17 protein-coding genes are annotated in these 18,281 nt (G+C 67.2%); 9 read left to right on the forward strand and 8 right to left on the reverse strand.

Translation table 11 applies throughout. The features are described 5' to 3' along the window. Together KHY18_RS24225 and KHY18_RS24230 are read left to right on the forward strand one after the other, a co-directional pair. Window positions 1-671, forward strand: a 671-nt coding sequence (locus KHY18_RS24225) for a FecR family protein (protein ID WP_213306119.1), incomplete at its 5' end; no start/stop codon positions are given. A gap of 172 nt (window positions 672-843) precedes the next feature. After that, window positions 844-3,258, forward strand: coding sequence for a TonB-dependent siderophore receptor (locus KHY18_RS24230; RefSeq protein ID WP_213306122.1), 2,415 nt, complete (start codon window positions 844-846; stop codon window positions 3,256-3,258). A 210-nt stretch (window positions 3,259-3,468) separates the two neighbouring features. On the opposite strand, the gene KHY18_RS24235 is transcribed toward KHY18_RS24230, so the two are convergent. Beyond that, window positions 3,469-4,395, reverse strand: a complete 927-nt coding sequence (locus KHY18_RS24235) for a LysR family transcriptional regulator (RefSeq protein WP_213306125.1) — start codon at window positions 4,393-4,395, stop codon at window positions 3,469-3,471. A gap of 121 nt (window positions 4,396-4,516) precedes the next feature. Between KHY18_RS24235 and KHY18_RS24240 the strand changes: the two genes are divergently transcribed. Continuing rightward, on the forward strand, window positions 4,517-4,921 hold the full coding sequence (locus tag KHY18_RS24240) for a Rid family hydrolase (RefSeq protein ID WP_213306128.1): 405 nt from the start codon (window positions 4,517-4,519) through the stop codon (window positions 4,919-4,921). Here the strand turns inward: KHY18_RS24240 and KHY18_RS24245 are convergent. The 7 genes from KHY18_RS24245 to KHY18_RS24275 all read right to left on the reverse strand — a co-directional run bounded on the left by KHY18_RS24245 (window position 4,918) and on the right by KHY18_RS24275 (window position 11,647). Beyond that, a complete protein-coding gene (locus tag KHY18_RS24245) occupies window positions 4,918-5,841 on the reverse strand; it encodes an SMP-30/gluconolactonase/LRE family protein (protein ID WP_213306131.1) in 924 nt (307 codons plus the stop codon). The genes KHY18_RS24240 and KHY18_RS24245 overlap by 4 nt on opposite strands. Before the next feature lie 32 nt (window positions 5,842-5,873). Continuing rightward, window positions 5,874-6,764 (reverse strand): amidohydrolase family protein, encoded by an 891-nt coding sequence (locus KHY18_RS24250; protein ID WP_213306135.1) that lies wholly within the window; start codon window positions 6,762-6,764, stop codon window positions 5,874-5,876. 2 nt (window positions 6,765-6,766) lie between these two features. Then, window positions 6,767-7,723: a tripartite tricarboxylate transporter substrate binding protein gene (locus KHY18_RS24255; RefSeq protein WP_213306138.1), complete on the reverse strand. Its 957-nt coding sequence runs from the start codon at window positions 7,721-7,723 to the stop codon at window positions 6,767-6,769. Between the two features lie 45 nt (window positions 7,724-7,768). After that, entirely contained in the window at window positions 7,769-8,767 is a 999-nt protein-coding gene (locus KHY18_RS24260; RefSeq protein ID WP_213306140.1) for a Bug family tripartite tricarboxylate transporter substrate binding protein, read from the reverse strand. A gap of 68 nt (window positions 8,768-8,835) precedes the next feature. After that, on the reverse strand, window positions 8,836-9,765 hold the full coding sequence (locus KHY18_RS24265) for an NAD(P)-dependent oxidoreductase (protein ID WP_213306143.1): 930 nt from the start codon (window positions 9,763-9,765) through the stop codon (window positions 8,836-8,838). Further along, on the reverse strand, window positions 9,762-10,448 hold the full coding sequence (locus tag KHY18_RS24270; protein WP_213306145.1) for an RraA family protein: 687 nt from the start codon (window positions 10,446-10,448) through the stop codon (window positions 9,762-9,764). The genes KHY18_RS24265 and KHY18_RS24270 overlap by 4 nt, the downstream gene beginning before the upstream one ends. Window positions 10,449-10,630: 182 nt before the next feature. Beyond that, complete coding sequence (locus tag KHY18_RS24275) at window positions 10,631-11,647, reverse strand: Bug family tripartite tricarboxylate transporter substrate binding protein (RefSeq protein ID WP_213306148.1); 1,017 nt, start codon at window positions 11,645-11,647, stop codon at window positions 10,631-10,633. A gap of 159 nt (window positions 11,648-11,806) precedes the next feature. Here KHY18_RS24275 and KHY18_RS24280 point away from each other — a divergent pair, with 159 nt between their 5' ends. From KHY18_RS24280 to glcF, 6 genes are all read left to right on the forward strand, one after another. Beyond that, window positions 11,807-12,613 carry an IclR family transcriptional regulator gene (locus tag KHY18_RS24280; RefSeq protein ID WP_502769403.1) on the forward strand — a complete coding sequence of 269 codons (807 nt, stop codon included), beginning with the start codon at window positions 11,807-11,809 and terminating at the stop codon, window positions 12,611-12,613. A 226-nt stretch (window positions 12,614-12,839) separates the two neighbouring features. After that, window positions 12,840-13,541, forward strand: a complete 702-nt coding sequence (locus KHY18_RS24285; RefSeq protein ID WP_213306155.1) for a TorF family putative porin — start codon at window positions 12,840-12,842, stop codon at window positions 13,539-13,541. A gap of 42 nt (window positions 13,542-13,583) precedes the next feature. Further along, window positions 13,584-13,922 (forward strand): P-II family nitrogen regulator, encoded by a 339-nt coding sequence (gene glnK / locus KHY18_RS24290; protein WP_175505503.1) that lies wholly within the window; start codon window positions 13,584-13,586, stop codon window positions 13,920-13,922. 32 nt (window positions 13,923-13,954) lie between these two features. Further along, entirely contained in the window at window positions 13,955-15,391 is a 1,437-nt protein-coding gene (locus KHY18_RS24295; RefSeq protein WP_213306158.1) for an ammonium transporter, read from the forward strand. 203 nt (window positions 15,392-15,594) lie between these two features. Next, window positions 15,595-16,710: a glycolate oxidase subunit GlcE gene (gene glcE / locus KHY18_RS24300; protein WP_213306161.1), complete on the forward strand. Its 1,116-nt coding sequence runs from the start codon at window positions 15,595-15,597 to the stop codon at window positions 16,708-16,710. A gap of 25 nt (window positions 16,711-16,735) precedes the next feature. After that, window positions 16,736-17,989, forward strand: coding sequence for a glycolate oxidase subunit GlcF (gene glcF / locus KHY18_RS24305; protein ID WP_213306164.1), 1,254 nt, complete (start codon window positions 16,736-16,738; stop codon window positions 17,987-17,989). Window positions 17,990-18,281 lie beyond the last annotated feature (292 nt).

Below are 18,281 nucleotides of genomic sequence, written 5' to 3' on the forward strand. Positions count from 1 at the left end.
ACTGGTGGGACCAGCATCCAAGCTATGTGCTCGACATCGCCACGGGCCCGGGCGAAATGCGCGCTGTCGCGCTGCCCGACGGCACGCGCGTCACGCTGAACTTCGACAGCCGCCTGGCGGTGCGCTACTACCCGCGCCGGCGCAATGTCGAGCTCGCGGGCGGCGAAGCCTTCTTCCAGGTCGCGCCCGATGCGCACAAGCCGTTCACCGTCGACAGCGGCGCCAGCCAGGTGCGTGTGGTGGGCACGGCGTTCAACCTGCGTTCCGGGCCGCCGCAATTCGTCGTCAAGGTGCTCGAAGGCCAGGTCGAGGTGCGCCCCGACCGCCGCCGCGCCGACGCGCCCGTGCTGCAGCTGGGCGCGGGCGCGGGCGTGAGTGTCGATGCGGCCTCGGGCCGCCACACGGCCGTGCCGGCCGCGGCCGACGCCGTGGGCGACTGGCGCAATGGCCAACTGGTGTTCGCGCAGACGCCGCTGGCCGAAGTCGCCGCGGAACTGGCGCGCTACCTGGGCAAGCCGGTGCGCGTGGAGGGCGCCAGGCTCGCCGCCCTGCCGGTCTCGGGCATGGCCATCACCGACGCGCCCGCGGGCTTTCTGCGCGCGCTGCCCATGCTGCTGCCGGTGCGCGTGCAGGACCTGGGCGAAGACGGCTGGCGCATCAGCGCGCGCTGAGCACGCGCCGGCCGCAAAAATATTTCGCGGACTACGTTCCCACTTTTTGCGCGGCTGCCGTTTATCTCTGCAAGGGCAGGAATTTTTCGCGCCCTCACGGTTGCCAGCCAGTACCTGCCTGCGTGCAGATCAGCCACAGCCTGAACACCAACGCAGATCCGCAGGACAGCAAATGAAAACAAGACAGTTGAGGGGCGCCTTCGCGGGCGCGGCATTGCAGCGCAACATCCGGGCCTGGCAGCCCGCGGCCACGGCGGTCGCCGCCGCCCTGGCAATGATGGCGTCGCCCGCGCAGGCGCAGCAGGCGCTGGCGTTCGACATTCCCGCCCAGTCGCTCGCGGGCGCATTGCGCGCTTTTTCGCAGCAGGCCAAGCACCAGGTGCTGTTCGACCAGCAGGTCGTGGCCGGCCGTTCGGCGCCGGCCGTGCAGGGTCGCCAGACGCCGCGCCAGGCGCTCGATCGCCTGCTTGCGGGAACCGACGTGCAGGTCATCGACTCCGAGCCCGGAGCCTTCACGCTCAGGGCCGTACCCAGGGAGCCGTCGGCCTCGGCCGAGCATGCGCTGGCCGTGGTGTCGGTCTCGGGCAAGGCCCCGGGTTCGACCACGGAAGGCACGGGCTCGTACACCACCTTCTCGACCAGCAGCTCGACACGGCTGAACCTCACGCCGCAGGAGACGCCGCAGCCGATCACCGTGATCACGCGCCAGCGCATCGAGGACCAGGGGCTGTCCAGTCTGAGCGAAGCGCTCGATGCCACGGCCGGCATCACCGTCAAGCCGTTCCGCGTGGGAGCGGATGCCCCCCAGTGGTGGGCGCGTGGTGCGAGCATCACCAACTTTCAGATCGACGGTATTCCGAGTTCGGCGTCGATGAGCAACTACATCCAGAGCTCCGTGATCTACGACCGGGTCGAGGTCGTCAAGGGGGCGACGGGCATGATGAGCGGGCTGGGCACGCCTGCGGCCACCATCAACATGATACGCAAGCGTCCGACAAAGGAGGCGCAGGCGAGCGTGACCGCCGAGGCCGGCAGCTGGTCGCGCTACGGCGCTGGGCTGGACCTGTCGCGCGCGCTCAATGAGGACGCCAGCGTGCGCGGCCGGCTCGTGGCCGATGTCAAGCGCCAGGGCGCCTGGACCAGCAACTATGCGCAGGACACCGAGGTGCTTTACGGCATAGGCGAGGTCGACCTCGGCCCGCGCACGCAGCTGACCGCGGGCTTCAGCCATCTGGCGCGCAAGACGGATTCGCAGATCGGGCCGGCCATCATTCTTTACAGCAACGGCCTGCCCACGGGCGCCGGACTCGCGGCCGGGGCCACGCCCGATTGGTCCTATTACAACCACCAGCATGACAGCGCTTTCGCGGCCCTCGAACATACGTTGGACTCGGGTTGGGTGACCAAGGCCGAACTCACGCATGCGCGCTACAAGTACGACAGCTTCATGGCCTCGCTGGGCGGCAGCGTGAACCCGACCACGGGACTCGGTGCCTCTGCGTTGATGCCGCGCTGGGCCTCGAATGCCAATCAGACCAGTCTGGACGCCTATGTCACCGGGCCGTTCTCGCTGTTAGGGCGCCGGCATGAATTGATCGGCGGCATCACGCTGTCGCGTATCGACCAGGACAGCCCGGGCTATTCGAGCATTCGTCAGGACATCGTCAACGCCTTTGACTGGGGCGGCGAGCTGCCGCGCCCCAACCATGTGCAGACCGGCGAAACCCGCTCGCAGGAATACCAGCATGGCGCCTATCTGAGCTCCCGGCTGGAGTTGAGCGATAGCGTCAACCTGCTGCTCGGCGCGCGCGTCACGAGCTGGAAGCGCGACCGCGACGAGCTGACCTATGCGCGCAATGCGGTCACGAGCACGCAAGACCGCGAAAAGAATGTCGTGATTCCCTATGCTGGCATCGTCTATGCGCTCAACGACACCTACTCGCTCTATGCGAGCTACACGGAGATCTTCCGGCCGCAGGATTCGGGCACGCTGATGTACACCGATGGCGGAAAGATGGACCCCGAGGAAGGCCGCAGCTACGAGGCTGGTCTCAAGGCCGCGTTCAACGATGGCGCGCTGACTTCGAGCCTGGCGCTGTTCCGCACGCAGCAGAGCAATCTCGCGGTCTGGAACCCGGTTCTCTACTCCTATACCGCGGAGAAGGACGCGACCACCGAAGGCCTCGAAATCGAGCTCAGCGGTCAGCTCGCGCGCGGCTGGCAATTGAGCGCGGGTTACAACTACAGCGAGACGCGCGACCAGAGCGGCGCGCGCATCCTGCCGCGCATTCCGCGCAACACCGTCAAGCTGTTCACGAGCTACCGCCTGCCCGGCGACTGGAACCATCTGACGCTGGGCGGCGGCATCCACTGGGAGACGAAGACCGGAGATCCGCTGGCGACCTATACGCAGAACAGCTATTCGCTGGTCAACCTGATGGCGCGCTACGAAGTGAGCAAGCAACTATCCGTGAGCGCGCACCTGAACAATGCGCTGGACAAGCGCTATTACGTGGCGCTGGGCGGGAACACCGGGTCATATGGCCCGCCGCGCAACTTCATGGTCTCGATGAAATACCGCTTCTGAGCGGCGCGGTCGAAGAGCGTTTCCAGCAAGCGTTTTTTTGTGGAGATGCGTGCAGCGCTCTGAGCTGGAGTACAGGCCGTTCATCCTTCGACAGGCTCAGGACGAACGGTTTTCATGTTGTGCGCTGGGCAATCTTCCCGCCCACCCCCACCGTTCGCCCTGAGCCTGTCGAAGGGCGTTTCCAGGGCGTAATGGTCGGATGAAACCGCTCTAGCCGACAGGGCGGCGCATGACCGGCGCATGCAAGTCCATCAGCGCCGTGACCCAGTCTATGAACGCGCGCAGCTTGGCGCTCACATGGCGCTGGGGCGCATAGGCCAGATAGAGCGGCATGGGCGCGAGCTGCCAGTCTTCGAACAGCGGCACGAGTTCGCCGCTGTCCCGGTGGGCCTGGGCCATGTACTCGGGCAGCCACAGCACGCCCATGCCCGCGACCCCCGCGGCGATATAGGCATTGCCGTCGTCGACAGACAGCGCATAGCGCCCGCGCACTTCGATGCGTTCATCGCCGCGCTGCATCGCATAGGGCGCGGTCCGGCCATGGCGCGCCCAGTGAAAGCCCACGATGCGCTGGTGCGTGCCTTCGAGTTCGCGCGGGTGGGCGGGCACGCCGGCCAGCGCGAGATAGCGCGGCGCGGCGTAGACGCCCAGCTGCAGATCCGCGATATGGCGATGCATCAGCGACTGGTCGGTCAGTTCGCCGCCGCGCAGCACGCAGTCGACGTTCTCGCCGATGATGTCGACCATGCGGTCGCTGACGCCCAGGTCGAGCTGGATCTCGGGATGGCGCGCATGGAAGTCGGGCAGGGCCGGCACCAGGATCAGCCGCGCGAGCGGGCTGGGCACATCGACACGCAGCCGGCCCCGGGGCGACTGCGCGCCGCCCGACAGGCTGGTCTCGGCATCGTCGACATCGGCCAGCACGCGCAGCACGCGCTCGTAATATGCGGCGCCGTCGGCCGTGACGTTGACCTTGCGCGTGGTGCGGTTCAGCAGGCGCACGCGCAGCCGCGCCTCGAGCTGCTGCACCAGCTGCGTGACGCTGGTCTTGCTCATATGCAGCGTCATTGCGGCCTTGGTGAAACTGCCGGTTTCCACGACGCGCGCAAAGGCCTGCATGGCATCGAAGCGGTCCATTCGAACTCCAGATTCCGTGTTGATTGTTTGGATTTTACAAACAGTGATGCACAGACTTGCTGGTTTATCGACGCGGCCGCGGCCCCTAAAGTGGGCGCATATCCACTGAAGAAAGAATCCCATGACGCAACGCGATGCGGTCTTCCCGCCGGGCCGCCAGGCGCTCTATGAACGCAACCGCTATTCGCCCGCGGTGCGCGCCAACGGCATGCTGTTCGTCTCCGGCCAGGTCGGCAGCCGCGAAGACGGCTCGCCCGAACCCGAACTTGAAGCCCAGGTGCGGCGCGCGTTCGCCAACCTCAACGCGGTGCTGGGCGCGGCCGGCTGCACGTTCGATGATGTGGTCGATGTCACCGTGTTCGTGGTCGATCCCGAAGCCAACTTCGAGACCATCTGGAAGATCGTTCCGGAGTTCTGGGGCGAAGCGCCATACCCCACGCTCACCGGCGTGGGAGTGACCTGGCTCTACGGCTTTCAGTTCGAGATCAAGGTGATCGCCAAGCTGCCCGAGGGCGCAGCGGCTTAACCGGCGCGGCCCGCAGCCAATGCCAGCCCTGGCGTCGCCAGCGTCGCGCGCAGGATACGGCCGTGCGTGGAATCGGTCACATAAAGCGTGCGCCGGTCCGCGCCGCCAAACGCCAGATTCGTCGTCGAGCTGCCGGCCACGCCGCGCAGCACTTCGACGGGTTCGGCGCGCGCGTTGAGCACCCAGATGTAACCGAGGCCGGGGTTGGCGATCAGCAGCTTGCCTTCTTCATCGACGGCCAGGCCGTCGGGGCCGCTGGGGCCGTACGAAGTGAAGAACTGGCTGACCTTGGCGACGCTGCCGTCGGGCAGCAGCGGCACGCGCCACACGCAGTTGCCGCGCGTGACCGCGAGGTACAGCACGCGGCCGTCGGGCGACAGCGCGACGCCGTTGGGGCTGGGCACATTGTTCAGCAGCAGATCGAGCTGGCCGTTGGGGCGCAGTCGGTAGAGCCGGCCGCTGGGGTCGTGCAGGCCGCTCTGGCCCTGGTCGGTGAAATACAGATTGCCTTCGGCGTCGAAGATCAGGTCGTTGACGCCCTTGAAGCGCTCGCTGTTGCGGCGTTCGAGAAACGGCGTCACCTGGCCGCTGCGCACGTCGAGGCGCATCAGGCCGTTCTTGTAGTCGGTGATCAGCAGCGTATCGGCATCGAGGAACTTCATGCCGTTGGGTTCGCCGTCGTACTCGGCCACCAGGCTCCACTCGCCTTGCGCGTCGATGCGGAAGATCCGGCCCCAGGGGATGTCGCTCACATAGAGGTTGCCGGCGGCGTCGAACACCGGGCCTTCGAGGAACGCGTCGGTGATCGCGCCGCCGCGGTTGGCGTCGGCCCAGGCGCTGCGTTCGGGGCGCCGGAACGCCTGCGGCATGGACGTGAACAGCTCCAGTTCGCGGACTTGGGGGGATTGCAGCAGGAACATGGGAAGCACTTTCTTTCAATCAGGCCCGTGGCTCAGGCGGCGGCGTCGAAACCATAAAGCCGCGCCGGGTTGTCCACAAGGATAAGGTCCATGGCGGCATCGGAGCCGGTCCAGTGCTGCAGCAGATCGACGAGATCGGCGTCGTTGACCGTGCCCGGGACTTCGGTGGTGTGCGGCCAGTCGCTGCCCCAGACCAGGCGTTCGGGCGCGGCCTGGACCAGCGCGCGGCCCAGCGGCAGCGTGTCGGCATAGGTGGGGCCGTGCACGGTCGAGCGCATGTACGCGCCCGAGAGCTTGACCCAGGTGTTGCCGGCGTCGAGCAGCGTGCGCAGCGCGCCATAGGCGTCGGCCGACGGGCCCTCGGCTGGATCGATGCGGCCCATGTGGTCTATCACCAGCGGCACGGGCAAGGCCCGGAGCACGGGGGCGAGCGCGACGATCTGGTCGGCATGCGCGAACAGCTGGATATGCCATGGCGATCCCGCGAGCTTGTGCGCCAGCGTGACCAGCATCTGCTGCGTGGTCGTGCCCCACGATTGGGGCGAGACGAAGTTGACGCGCAGGCCGCGCACGCGCTGGGCGTCGAGCCGGGACAGTTCCGCGTCGCTCACGTCCTGGTCCACCACGGCCACGCCGCGCGCGCTGTCGCCGAGCTGGCGCAGCGCATCGAGCGTGCAGGCGTTGTCGGTGCCGTAGGTCGACGGCGTGACCACCACCGTGCGCGCCGTTCCCAGCCGCTGCTGCAGTTGCCGGTAGTCGCCCACGCGCGCTTCGGGCGGCGTGCGCTTCCAGTGCGGCGAAGGCGCGAACTCGGGCGCGAAGATGTGCATGTGGGCATCGCAGGCCAGCGCGGGCAGCTGGCGCGCGGGCCGGTTCAGGCCCACTGAATGCGCAACGGGTCGGGAGAGCGCAGGCAAGGTCATGCTCAGTCCTGCTTGATCGCGCCCTTGCGCACCACTTCGCCCCACTTGGCATCTTCCTTGGCGAGGAAGGTGGCGAACTCCGCGGGCGTCGAGCCCACGGACTTGGCGCCCATATCTTCAAGACGCTGCTTCACCGCGTCTTCCTTGAGCACTTCGACCAGCGTCTGCTGCAGCTTGTTGGCAATCGCCGCAGGCGTGCCCGCGGGCAGGAACACGCCGTTCCATTCGTAGACTTCATAGCCGGGAATCACCGTCTCGGCCACCGTGGGAACGTCGGGCAGGTTCTTGGCGCGCTCGGGCGACGAGATCGCCAGCGCGCGCAGCTTGCCGCCCGACACCAGCGGATACGACGCCGCCACGGTGCTGAACATGAAGTCCACCTGGCCGCCGATCACGTCGGCGATTGCCGGGCCGCCGCTCTTGTAGGGCACATGCACCATGTCGAGCTTGAGCTGCTGGCGCAGCAGTTCGGCCGCGAGGCGCTGCACCGTGCCGCTGCCGCCCGACGCGAAGTTGAGCTTGCCCGGCTGCACCTTGGCCTTGGCGATCAGGTCGTTGATGTTCTTGAACGGCGAGTTGGCCGGAACGATGATCATGTTCGGCGCGAGCAGCACCAGCGACAGCGGCTGCAGCGCATTCGCGGCATACGGCATCTTGGGGAACAGGTGCGGGTTGATCGAGTAGGGCGTGGCGTCGTAGAGCATGGTGTAGCCGTCGGCCGGCACCTTGGCGACGTAGCTCGCGCCTATCGTGCCGCTCGCGCCCGCGCGGTTCTCGACGATCACGCTGGTGCCCAGCTTGATGCCGATATGCTGGGCCAGCAGGCGCGCGACCGCGTCGGCCGAGCCGCCGGGCGCGTAGGGCACGACCATGGTGAGCGGACGGTCGGGAAAGGCCGCGTGCGCGGTGACGGCGGCGAGGGCGCAGGCGGCGATCAGGGTCTTGGCGAAAGCATTCATTTTTGTCTCCTAACTAGATATAGGCGAGCGGCGGGCAGCCGAACGTCAGTTGGTCTGCAGGTTCAGATCCTTGGCGATCTGCGAATAGGTCGTGACTTCACGGCTCACCTGGGTGGCGAAACTCGTGCCGCAGGTCGATGCGGCGTCCAGGCCCAGATTGCGCAGCTTCTGCACCGCGGCTTCGCTCTTGGCGAACTCGGTGGCCACGCGTTCGAGCGCCTGGGCGATCGGCGCGGGAATGCCCGCCGGGGCCAGCACGCCATACCAGGCATCGGCCGAATAGTTGCCGCCGCCGGCTTCGGCGAAGGTCGGCACATCGGGCAGCAGCGTGGAGCGCTGGGGCGAGGCCACGGCCAGCGCCGACAGCTTGTCGCTGCGGATCTGCGGCAGCACCGAGCCCAGCGTCGCGAACGAGCTGTCGATCTGCCCGCCCATCAGGTCGGTGATCACGGGCGCCGCGCCCTTGTACGGCACATGGTTCAGGTCTATGCGCTGGGCGCGCGCGAAGATCTCGGTCGCGAAATGGCCCGAGCTGCCCGCGCCCGCGGTGCCGGCCGTGAGGCGGCCCGGTTCCTTCTTCGCCTTGTCGATGTACTGTCCCAGCGTCTTGATCGGCAGCGACTTGCCGACGACCAGCACCGTGGGGCTGGTGGCCACGGTGCAGATGGGGCGGAACGAGCGCACGGCGTCGAACTTCACCTGGCTGCTGTACAGCGCGGGAATCATCGAGTGGTTGGTCGCGGCGAACAGCAGCGTATGGCCGTCGGCAGGGGCCGAGGCGACGGCCTGGGCCGCGAGAATGGTGTTGGCGCCGGGCTTGTTTTCCACCAGGAAAGGCTGGCCCAGCGCGCGGCTGGCGTGGTCGGCGAAAGCGCGCGCGACGACATCGGTGGGGCCGCCGGCGGCAAAGCCCACGACCAGCTTGACGGGCTTGGCGGGAAAGGCCTGGGCCTGGGCGGCTGCGGGCATGGCTGCCAGCAACAGTGCCGCCAGCGAGGGTGCTGCCAATGCCTTGAAGGCCTGGCGCTTGTATTGCTTGAACATTTCTTGTCTCCTGGATTCAACCGGCGGCGCCCCGTGCCAGTCGCTGGCCCGGGGCGATGGGGCCAGCGTCAGTGCGCCGCTGCGCTCGCGCGCGCCAGCACCTGCAGCAGGTTCTTGGCCGCGCCCACGCCCATGTTGACGTAGGCATCGCTGGTCACGCCGCCGATGTGCGGGCTCAGCACGAAGCCGGGTTCATGCTGGAACGGGTGGCCGGCGGTCATCGGTTCCACAGCGAAGCTGTCGAGGCCCGCGGCCATGACCTGGCCCGAACGCACGGCGGCCAGCAGCGCGGCTTCGTCTATCAGTCCGCCGCGCGCGGTGTTCACGACGATCACGCCGCGCTTGCACTGGGCCAGCGTGCCGGCGTTGAGCAGCGCCTGATTGTCCGCCGTGAGCGGGCAGTGCAACGAGACCGCATCGGACTCGCGCCAGATGGTTTCGAGGTCCACGCTCTGGATGTAGTCGGGCAGGTTGCGTGCGAACGGATCGAAGCCGATCACGCGCATTCCCAGCGCATCGGCCATGCGCGCGAAGCGCAGTCCGATCGCGCCCAGGCCGACCAGGCCTATGGTGCGTCCGCCGAGTTCCAGGCTCTTGTGCGTGGCCTTGTCCCAGTGGCCGTCATGCATGCGCGCATTGAGTTCGACCACCGACTTGGCGCAGGCCAGCAGCAGCGCCAGCGCCTGCTCGGCGACGGCCGCGGCGTTCGCGCCCACGGCCGCGACGACTTCGATGCCGCGCGCCTGGGCCGCGACCTTGTCTATGGTGTCCGTGCCGCTGCCGTGCTTGGAGATCACCTTGAGCGAAGGCGCGGCGTCCATCACGGCCGCGCCGACCTTGCCGTAGCGCACGATGATGGCCACGGGGTCATGCTGGCGGCACAGTGCGACCAGGCTTTCCTCGGTGGGCGTCTTGCCCGCGTAGACGATCTCGTGGCCGGCCAGCAGTTCCAGCGCCTGCGGTGCGAGATCGGCACCGGTGATGATGATGGTGCTCACAGCGACTCTCCGTCCTTGAGCACGCCGGCGGCGTGCAGCGCGGCGGGCAGCCACTTGGAGGCGGTGTCGCCGCGCGCGATGGCTTCGATGCGCGCGGCTTCGTCGGCGACCTTCTTGTCGGCCAGGGCCATCATGCCCGGGGCCTTGGCGCGCTCGATCACGACCACGCCGTCGGCGTCGCCCACGACCAGGTCACCGGGGTTGACGGTGGTTCCGCCTGCGCTGATCGGGTGGTTGATGCGGCCGGGCACGTACTTGGTCGGGCCCGCGGGGTTGAAGCCGGCGCTGAACACCGGGAAGTCCAGGTCCAGGATTTCGAGCTTGTCGCGGATCGCGGCGTCGACGATCACGCCGGCCAGGCCCAGCTTCTTGCAGGCGCTGAGCATCAGCGTGCCCATCAGCGCGGCCGTGAGGTCGCCCTTGCCGTCGATGACCAGCACGTCGCCGGGCTGGGCCAGCGCGATCGCGGCGTGGATCATCAGGTTGTCGCCGGGGCGCACTTCGACGGTGAACGCCGGGCCCGCGACTTTCATGTCCTGGTGCACGGGCGCGACGCGGCCGTGCATGGTGCCGCGGCGGCCGGCGACGTCGGCCAGGATCGCTGCCTGAAAGGTAGCGGCTTTTTGCACGACGTCGGCGCCCACGCGTTCGATGTCACGGATGATTTCTGGAAGTTGGTTCATGGTGCGGTCCGGTTGAAATGAATGGGGCGTGAAAAAAGGCTTGGTCGGTCGTGCAGACAGGATTTGCGGGCGTGGCTGTCCCTTGGGCGGGCGGGCCGTGCGGCACGCGTCGCCTGTTCAATCAGTAATGGGGGATGGGGAGCGGCGCTCCCTCATTGGCGCCCTGGGTAGGGCGAAGCGCTTCAGTCCAGGCCGGCGCCCGAGTCCTTGACGATCTGCGCCCAGCGCGGGATTTCCGCCTTGAGCAGCTGCTGGAAGCTCTCTACCGAGCCGCCGAGCACGTCGCCGCCCTCGAAGCGCAGGCGCTCCGCGGTGTCGGCCTGCTGCAATGCCTGGTTGATGGCCTTGTTGAGCTGCTGCACGATGGCCGGCGGCGTTCCCGCGGGCGCCATCACGCCGAACCAGGTGATGGCCTCGAAGTCCTTGTAGCCCGACTCGGCGAGCGTGGGGGTCTGGGCCAGCTGCGTCGAACGCTTCTTGGACGTGACCGCGACCGCGTGCATCTTGCCGTTGCGCACCTGGCCGATCAGCGTGGGAATCGCCGACATGTAGAGATCGATGTTGCCGCTGACCACATCGGTCAGCGCCTGGGCCGCACCCTTGTAGGGCACATGGCGCAGCTTGATGCCCGCGGCGTCCTGGGCCAGTTCGCCCGCGAGGTGGGCCACGGTGCCGTTGCCCGAGTAGCCCAGCGTGATGCCGTCGGGCTTGCTCTTGGCCGCGGCGACCACGTCGGCGATGGTCTTGTAGGGCGAGGTGGCGGACGTGACCATCACGATGGGCGAAGACGACACCAGCGCCACCGGCGTCAGGTCCTTGAGCGGGTTGTACGGCAGCTTGGCGTACAGCGCGGGGTTGATCGCCAGGTTGCTGGTCTGGCCCATGACCAGCGTATAGCCATCGGGCTGGGCCTTGGCCGCGGCATCGACTCCCAGGTTGCCACCGGCGCCGGGACGGTTGTCGATCACCACCGTCCACTTGTTCATGTCGGTGAGCTTTTGCGCAACGGTGCGCGCGATCATGTCCGTGCCGCCGCCCGGAGGGAAGGGAACGATCAGGCGGATGGGCTTGCTGGGGTAGGCGGCCTGGGCCTGTGCGCTGGCGAAAGGCACGGCGGCGGCTGCCAGGCCCAGGGTGGCCGCGCAGATGGGGCCGCCAAGGCGGGCGAGCAACGCGTGAAAGCGAGGTGTCGATGGCATGTCTTGTCTCCGTTGATTTATTTATCCAACCACCGCAGCGGGACCGCGGTAGTTGGACGCAGTTTAAAAAAACGTTTCAAGGCATACAATGGTGTTTCGTACAATGAAACGCATTGCACCATGAAGCCTGATTCTTCCTCTCGCAAAACACCGCGTGCCGTGCGCACTTCACCCTCTGTCGCAGAGGGGCCCGGCGCGCTGGATGCGGGGCCGGAAAGCGCCGCGTCCGCGGACGATCCCGCGGCGTCGAACGGTTTCGTCACCGCGGTGTCGCGCGCGCTGCAACTGCTCGAGGCCTATGCGCTGGGCGAGTCGAATTTGTCGCTGGCCGAACTCAGCCGGCGCTGCAACCTGCACAAGACCACGGTGCTGCGGCTGGCGCGCACGCTGGCCCACCATGGCTACATGGTGCAGCGCGAAGATGGCGACTGGCGCCTGGGCCCGGCCGCGGGCTGGCTGGGTGCGCGCTACAAGGCCGGCTTCGACGTGCAGAACGTGCTCGAGCCCGCGCTGCGCGCGCTGACCCTGGCCTGCGGCGAAAGCACGGCGTTCTATGTGCGCGAAGGCAATGCGCGCATCTGCATCATGCGCGTCGAAGGCCCGCATGCGCTGCGCCACCATGTGCGCATGGGCGAGGAGCTGCCGCTCGACAAGGGCTCGCCGGGCCGCGTGATCCTGGCGTTCTCGGGCGAGCCGGGCCAGCCCTATGAGCAGATCCGCGAGCGTGGCTTCCACCACTCGATCGGCGAGCGCGAGCAGGGCGTGGCGACGGTCTCGGCGCCGGTGTTCGGCATGCACTGGCGGCTGTTCGGTTCGGTCTGCATTTCGGGGCCCGCGTCGCGCCTGCCCGAGCCCAAGCTCGAAGCCATGGCGCAGATGCTGCTCAAGACCGCGAACCAGCTGTCGTATGCGCTGGCGGGCACGACAGGCACCTCGGCGGTGCGTACTTCGCACTGGCACCCCTGAGCGACGGCCCGCGCCGGGGCGTGTAACCCCGCGCAATCGCCACATCGTCCATTTTGGTGCGTAGCAATCTCGGGTCGAAAGGGTGAATTCGCACCGAAAAGGTGCATTCCCATGTTTTCGAACTGCCGCCTCCGGGCCTGCGCACCGTGATGCCTACGACTCGCCCCGGTTGGCACAGTTCATGCTTTTCACCGTTTGTCGAAAATTTTTACAACTGGAGAGCCTCATGTCCCGTGCTTGGATGAAGACCGTCGGTGTTGCTTTTGTCGTCGCTCTGCCCATGTTGGCCAGCGCCCAGCTGACAGCCAATGTCAGCTTGACCAGCAATTACAAGTTCCGTGGGCAAGACCAGGACACGAGCCGCACCAAAGCGGTCAAGCCTGCGCTGCAAGGCGGCTTCGACTACAGCTTCGGCGAGTCGGGCTGGTACGTGGGCAACTGGAACTCCAGCGTCGACTGGTTGTCGGGCAACTCGCTCGAAAGCGATTTCTACGGCGGCTACAAGTTCTCGGCCGGCAGCATCAACTGGGATCTGGGTGCGCTGACCTATGTCTACCCGGGCGCCAGCGATGCCAACACCACAGAGCTGTACGCCGGCGCCGGCTTCGGCCCGCTGACCGCCAAGTATTCGCACACCGTGTCGAAGAAATATTTCGGCAGCGTGGGCGGCCGCAACACCGGTTACTTCAACCTGGCATTTGCCCAGGAAGTCGCTCCCAAGGTGACGCTCAAGGCTGCCGTGGGCTACACGCGCTTCTCCAGCGACGTCCAGGGTGTGCCGAACTATGTCGACTACAGCGTCGGCGCTGCCTACGATTTCGGCGACGGCCTGTCGCTGGGCGGTGCATTGGTGGGCGCCAACAAGAAGAATTTCTTCGGTGACATCAACAAGAACCGCTTTGTTGTCACACTGACCAAAGCCCTGTAATCGGAGGGCGCCCGGTGCGCCCTCATCCCGGAGGAATGACTCATGAAAATGGTGACCGCCATCATCAAACCCTTCAAGCTCGATGAAGTGCGTGAAGCACTGTCCGACATCGGCGTGCAGGGCATTACCGTGACCGAAGTCAAAGGCTTTGGTCGGCAAAAAGGCCATACCGAGCTGTACCGCGGCGCGGAATACGTGGTCGATTTTCTGCCCAAGCTGAAGATCGAAGCGGCGATTGCCGACGACATGGTCGACCGCGCGCTCGAAGCCATTGAAGCCGCGGCCCGCACCGGCAAGATCGGCGACGGCAAGATTTTTGTCTCCCACCTCGAGCAGGTGGTGCGCATCCGTACCGGCGAGACCGGCCAGGAAGCCCTTTAAGGCCTGCGTTCGTACCGATCAGAAAGATTGACATGAAAAAATTGCTTGCTTCCTTATGCCTGGGCCTGAGCCTGCTGTCGGGCGGTGTCGCCCTGGCGCAGACTCCGCCTGCCGAGGCGCCCGCGGTGACCGCCGCGGCCGAACCCGCGGCTGCCGCTCCCGCACCTGAAGCCGCCGCTGCCGCGCCGGTCGCTGCCGCTGCTGCCGCCCCCGCTCCCGAAGCCGCCCCGGCTGCCGCCGAGGAAGCCCCCGTGCTCAACTCCGGCGATACCGCCTGGATGCTGACTTCGACCGTGCTCGTGATCCTGATGATCATCCCCGGTCTGGCACTGTTCTACGGCGGCCTGGGTCGCTCCAAGAACATGCTGTCGGTGCTGATGCAGGTCTTCGTGATCTTCTCGCTGATCACCGTGCTGTGGGTCATCTACGGCTACACGCTGGCATTCGGCGGCGAAGGCAAGTTCTTCGGCGGTTTCGACAAGCTGTTCCTCAAGGGCATCACCCCTGACACGCTGTCGAGCGCACTGAAGACCATTCCCGAATATGTGTTCGTGTCCTTCCAGGCCACGTTCGCGGCCATCACCGTGGCGCTGATCGTCGGCTCGTTCGCCGAGCGCATCAAGTTCGCTGCCGTGCTGATCTTCGCCGTGCTGTGGTTCACGTTCAGCTACATCCCGATGGCCCACATGGTCTGGGGCGGTGGTCTGCTGGCTGCTGACGGCGCGCTGGACTTCGCTGGCGGCACCGTGGTGCACATCAACGCCGGTATCGCCGGTCTGGTCGGTGCCTACGTTCTGGGCAAGCGCCTGGGCTTCGGCAAGGAATCGATGGCCCCGCACAGCCTGACGCTGAGCATGGTCGGTGCCGCCCTGCTGTGGGTGGGCTGGTTCGGCTTCAACGCCGGCTCCGCTGGCGCCGCCAACGGCATCGCCGGTCTGGCTTTCGTCAACACCATCGTCGCCACGGGCGCCGCCACCCTGTCGTGGTTGGCTGCCGAAGCGCTGCACAAGGGCAAGGCTTCGATGCTGGGTGCGATCTCGGGTGCTGTCGCCGGCCTCGTGGCCATCACTCCCGCCGCTGGTTTCGTCGGTCCCATGGGCGCCATCGTGATGGGCCTGATCGTCGGCCCTCTGTGCGTCTGGGGCGTCGGTGGTCTCAAGCGCATGCTGGGTGCGGATGATGCATTCGACGTGTTCGGCGTGCACGGTGTCGGCGGTATCGTCGGCGCCATCCTGACCGGTGTGTTCTGCGCTGCCAGCCTGGGCGGCATCGAGCCCGCCAACTACTCCATGGGCCACCAAGTCTGGGTGCAGGTCAAGAGCGTGCTCGTGACCCTGGTCTGGTCCGGTGTCGTGGCTTTCGTGTCCTACAAGGTGGCTGATCTTCTGGTGGGCCTGCGGGTCAGCGAAGAAGAAGAGCGCCAAGGTCTGGACATCAGCTCCCACGGCGAAACCGCCTACGTGCGTTAAGCCCCCGGCGCGGGCGGCCCTGGCTGGTGGCAGGGACGTCCGCTCCAACATCATTGCGAAATACCAGGTTCTCCTCGGACGCTGGAACTTGGCCCACCTCGGTGGGCCTTTTTTTTTCTTGCGGCCAGACTTCACAAGCTGCGTGCAAAAAATTCACGCGGCCGCGCCGGTCGCTGCGCAGGCCCTGACGCTACGATGGCGGCATGGATTCAGCCTTAAGCCAGATCACCGAGCGCCTGCGCTGCGCCATTGCCCATCAGACCCCGTTGCGCCTGCGCGGCGGCGGCAGCAAGGATTTCCATGCGCGTGCGCTGACCGGGGAGGTCATCGACACCCGGGCGCTGCAGGGCGTGGTCAGCTACGAGCCCAGCGAACTGGTCGTGACCGCGCGCGCCGGCACTTCGCTGGCCGAACTGCAGGCGCTGCTCGCCGAGCACGGCCAATGCCTGGCATTCGACCCACCGCATTTTTCCGCCGGTTCGACCGTGGGCGGCATGGTTGCCGCAGGCCTCAGCGGCCCGGCGCGTGCCAGTGTGGGCGCGGTGCGCGACTATGTGCTGGGCGTGGAGATACTCAACGGCCGCGCCGAGTTGCTGCGCTTTGGCGGCCAGGTGATGAAGAACGTCGCGGGCTATGACGTTTCGCGGCTGATGGCCGGCTCCTGGGGCACGCTGGGCCTGATCACCGAAGTCAGCCTCAAGGTGCTGCCGCAGGCGCCGGGCGAAGCCACGCTGCGCTTCGAGTGCACGCAGGCGCAGGCGCTGCAATGGCTCAATACCTGGGGCGGCCAGCCGCTGCCGCTCAATGCGAGCTGCTGGGTCGAGGATGCCGGCAAGGGCACATTGTTTCTGCGCCTGCGCGGCGCGCAGGCCGCGGTGCAGTCGGCCTGCCAGACGCTGGGCGGCGAGCGCCAGGACAACGCCAAGGTGGCCGCCGATTGGGACGCCTGCCGCGACCACCAGCTGCCCTGGTTCAACGACCGGCTCGCGCGGCCCGATCTCGCGCTGTGGCGCCTGTCGGTACCGGCCCAGGCGCCCGTGCTGGCGCTGCCCGAAGGCGCGCGCGGGCCGCTGATCGAATGGCATGGCGCGCTGCGCTGGGTGCAGGCGCCGCGCAGTGTCGGCCCGGCGCTGCAGGCGCTCGCGGCCCAGGTCGGCGGCACGGCGCAGATGTTCCACGCCGAGCAGGCCCCCAGCGCCGCGCCGCATGCCTCGCCCGCGCCAATGCAGCCCGCGCTCGCGGCGCTGCAGGCGCGTCTGCAGCAGGCCTTTGACCCGGCCGGCATTTTCCACCCCGGGCGGCTGCAGCCGCTCGCCTGAGCCAGGTCTTCAAAAGACATTAGCCATGCAAACCCAACTCGCTCCCGCTTACCGCGGCACGCCCGACGGCGCCGAAGCCGAAGCCATTCTGCGCAAATGCGTGCATTGCGGTTTCTGTACGGCCACCTGCCCGACCTACCAGCTGCTGGGCGACGAGCTCGACGGCCCGCGCGGCCGCATCTACCTGATCAAGCAGGTGCTCGAAGGCCAGACGCCCACGCGCTCCACGCAACTGCACCTGGACCGCTGCCTGACCTGCCGCAACTGCGAAAGCACCTGCCCCAGCGGCGTGCAGTACGGCCACCTGGTCGACATAGGCCGCAAGGTGGTCGATGCCCAGGTCGAGCGTCCCATGGGCGAGCGCCTCACGCGCTGGGCGTTGAAGGAAGGGCTGTCGTCGCCGCTGTTCGCGCCGGCAATGAAGCTGGGCCAGGCGGTGCGCCCGCTGCTGCCCAAGGCGCTGCAGGCCAAGGTCACGGTGCCGCGCGCAACGGGCGCCTGGCCGGTGCGCGAACATGCGCGCAAGGTCATGCTGCTCGCGGGCTGCGTGCAGCCCGCCATGCTGCCGCGCATCAACTTCGCGACGGCGCGCGTGCTCGACGCGGCCGGCATACAGACGGTGATCGCGCCCCAGGCGGGCTGCTGCGGCGCGGTGAAGTTCCACCTCAACGACCAGGACGGCGCGAAGGTGCAGATGCGCGCCAACATCGACGCCTGGTGGCCCGCGGTCGAGAGCGGCGCGGTCGAAGCCATTGTGATGAACGCCTCGGGCTGCGGCGCGACCGTGAAGGACTACGGCCATGTGCTGCAGGACGACCCGGCCTATGCGCACAAGGCGGCGCGCATCAGCGCGCTCACGCGCGACCTGAGCGAGCTGCTGCCCGAAATGTTGCCCGAGCTGGCGCAGCGCCTGCAGGGCCGCATCGAAGCGCCCGCGGGCGTGATGGCCTACCACCCGCCCTGCACGCTGCAGCATGGCCAGAAGCTGCGCGGCGGCGTGGAAACACACCTCGCGCAACTGGGCTTCCAGCTGCGCGTGGCGCGCACCGAGTCGCATCTGTGCTGCGGCTCGGCCGGCACCTACTCGGTGCTGCAGCCCGAAATTTCCGGCCAGCTGCGCGAACGCAAGCTGGTCGCGCTGGGCGAGGCCTGCGGCGAAGCGCCGCCGGTGGCGATCCTGTCGGCGAACATCGGCTGCATCACGCATCTGCAAAACGGCACCGAAGTACCGGTGCGCCACTGGGTCGAAGTGCTCGACGAAGCCCTGCCCGCGCACTGATTGTGTGGTCTGCTGGCCGCAGTGCGGCCGTTGCAGAGACAACGTCGCTGTGCAGCGATTGCCAATGCTGGCATGATGCGAGGTTGTCTTTTATTTCACTGAGCTGCGCTACGCCATGACTGATCCCGTGTCTGAACCACAAGAACAGAATGCTGCGACCCCGGCCACCGGGGACGCCCCCGTTGTAACCGCCTCGCAGGCTGACACCGGCGCTGATGCTTCGGCAGCGGCCGACGCCCCGGCGGCCGGCTCCCCGGCGGCTGATTCCTCCCGCCCCCCTCGCAGCCGTGGC

Origin of the sequence: Acidovorax sp. CCYZU-2555 (assembly GCF_018413525.1) — a bacterium.
Classification (GTDB): domain Bacteria; phylum Pseudomonadota; class Gammaproteobacteria; order Burkholderiales; family Burkholderiaceae_C; genus Comamonas.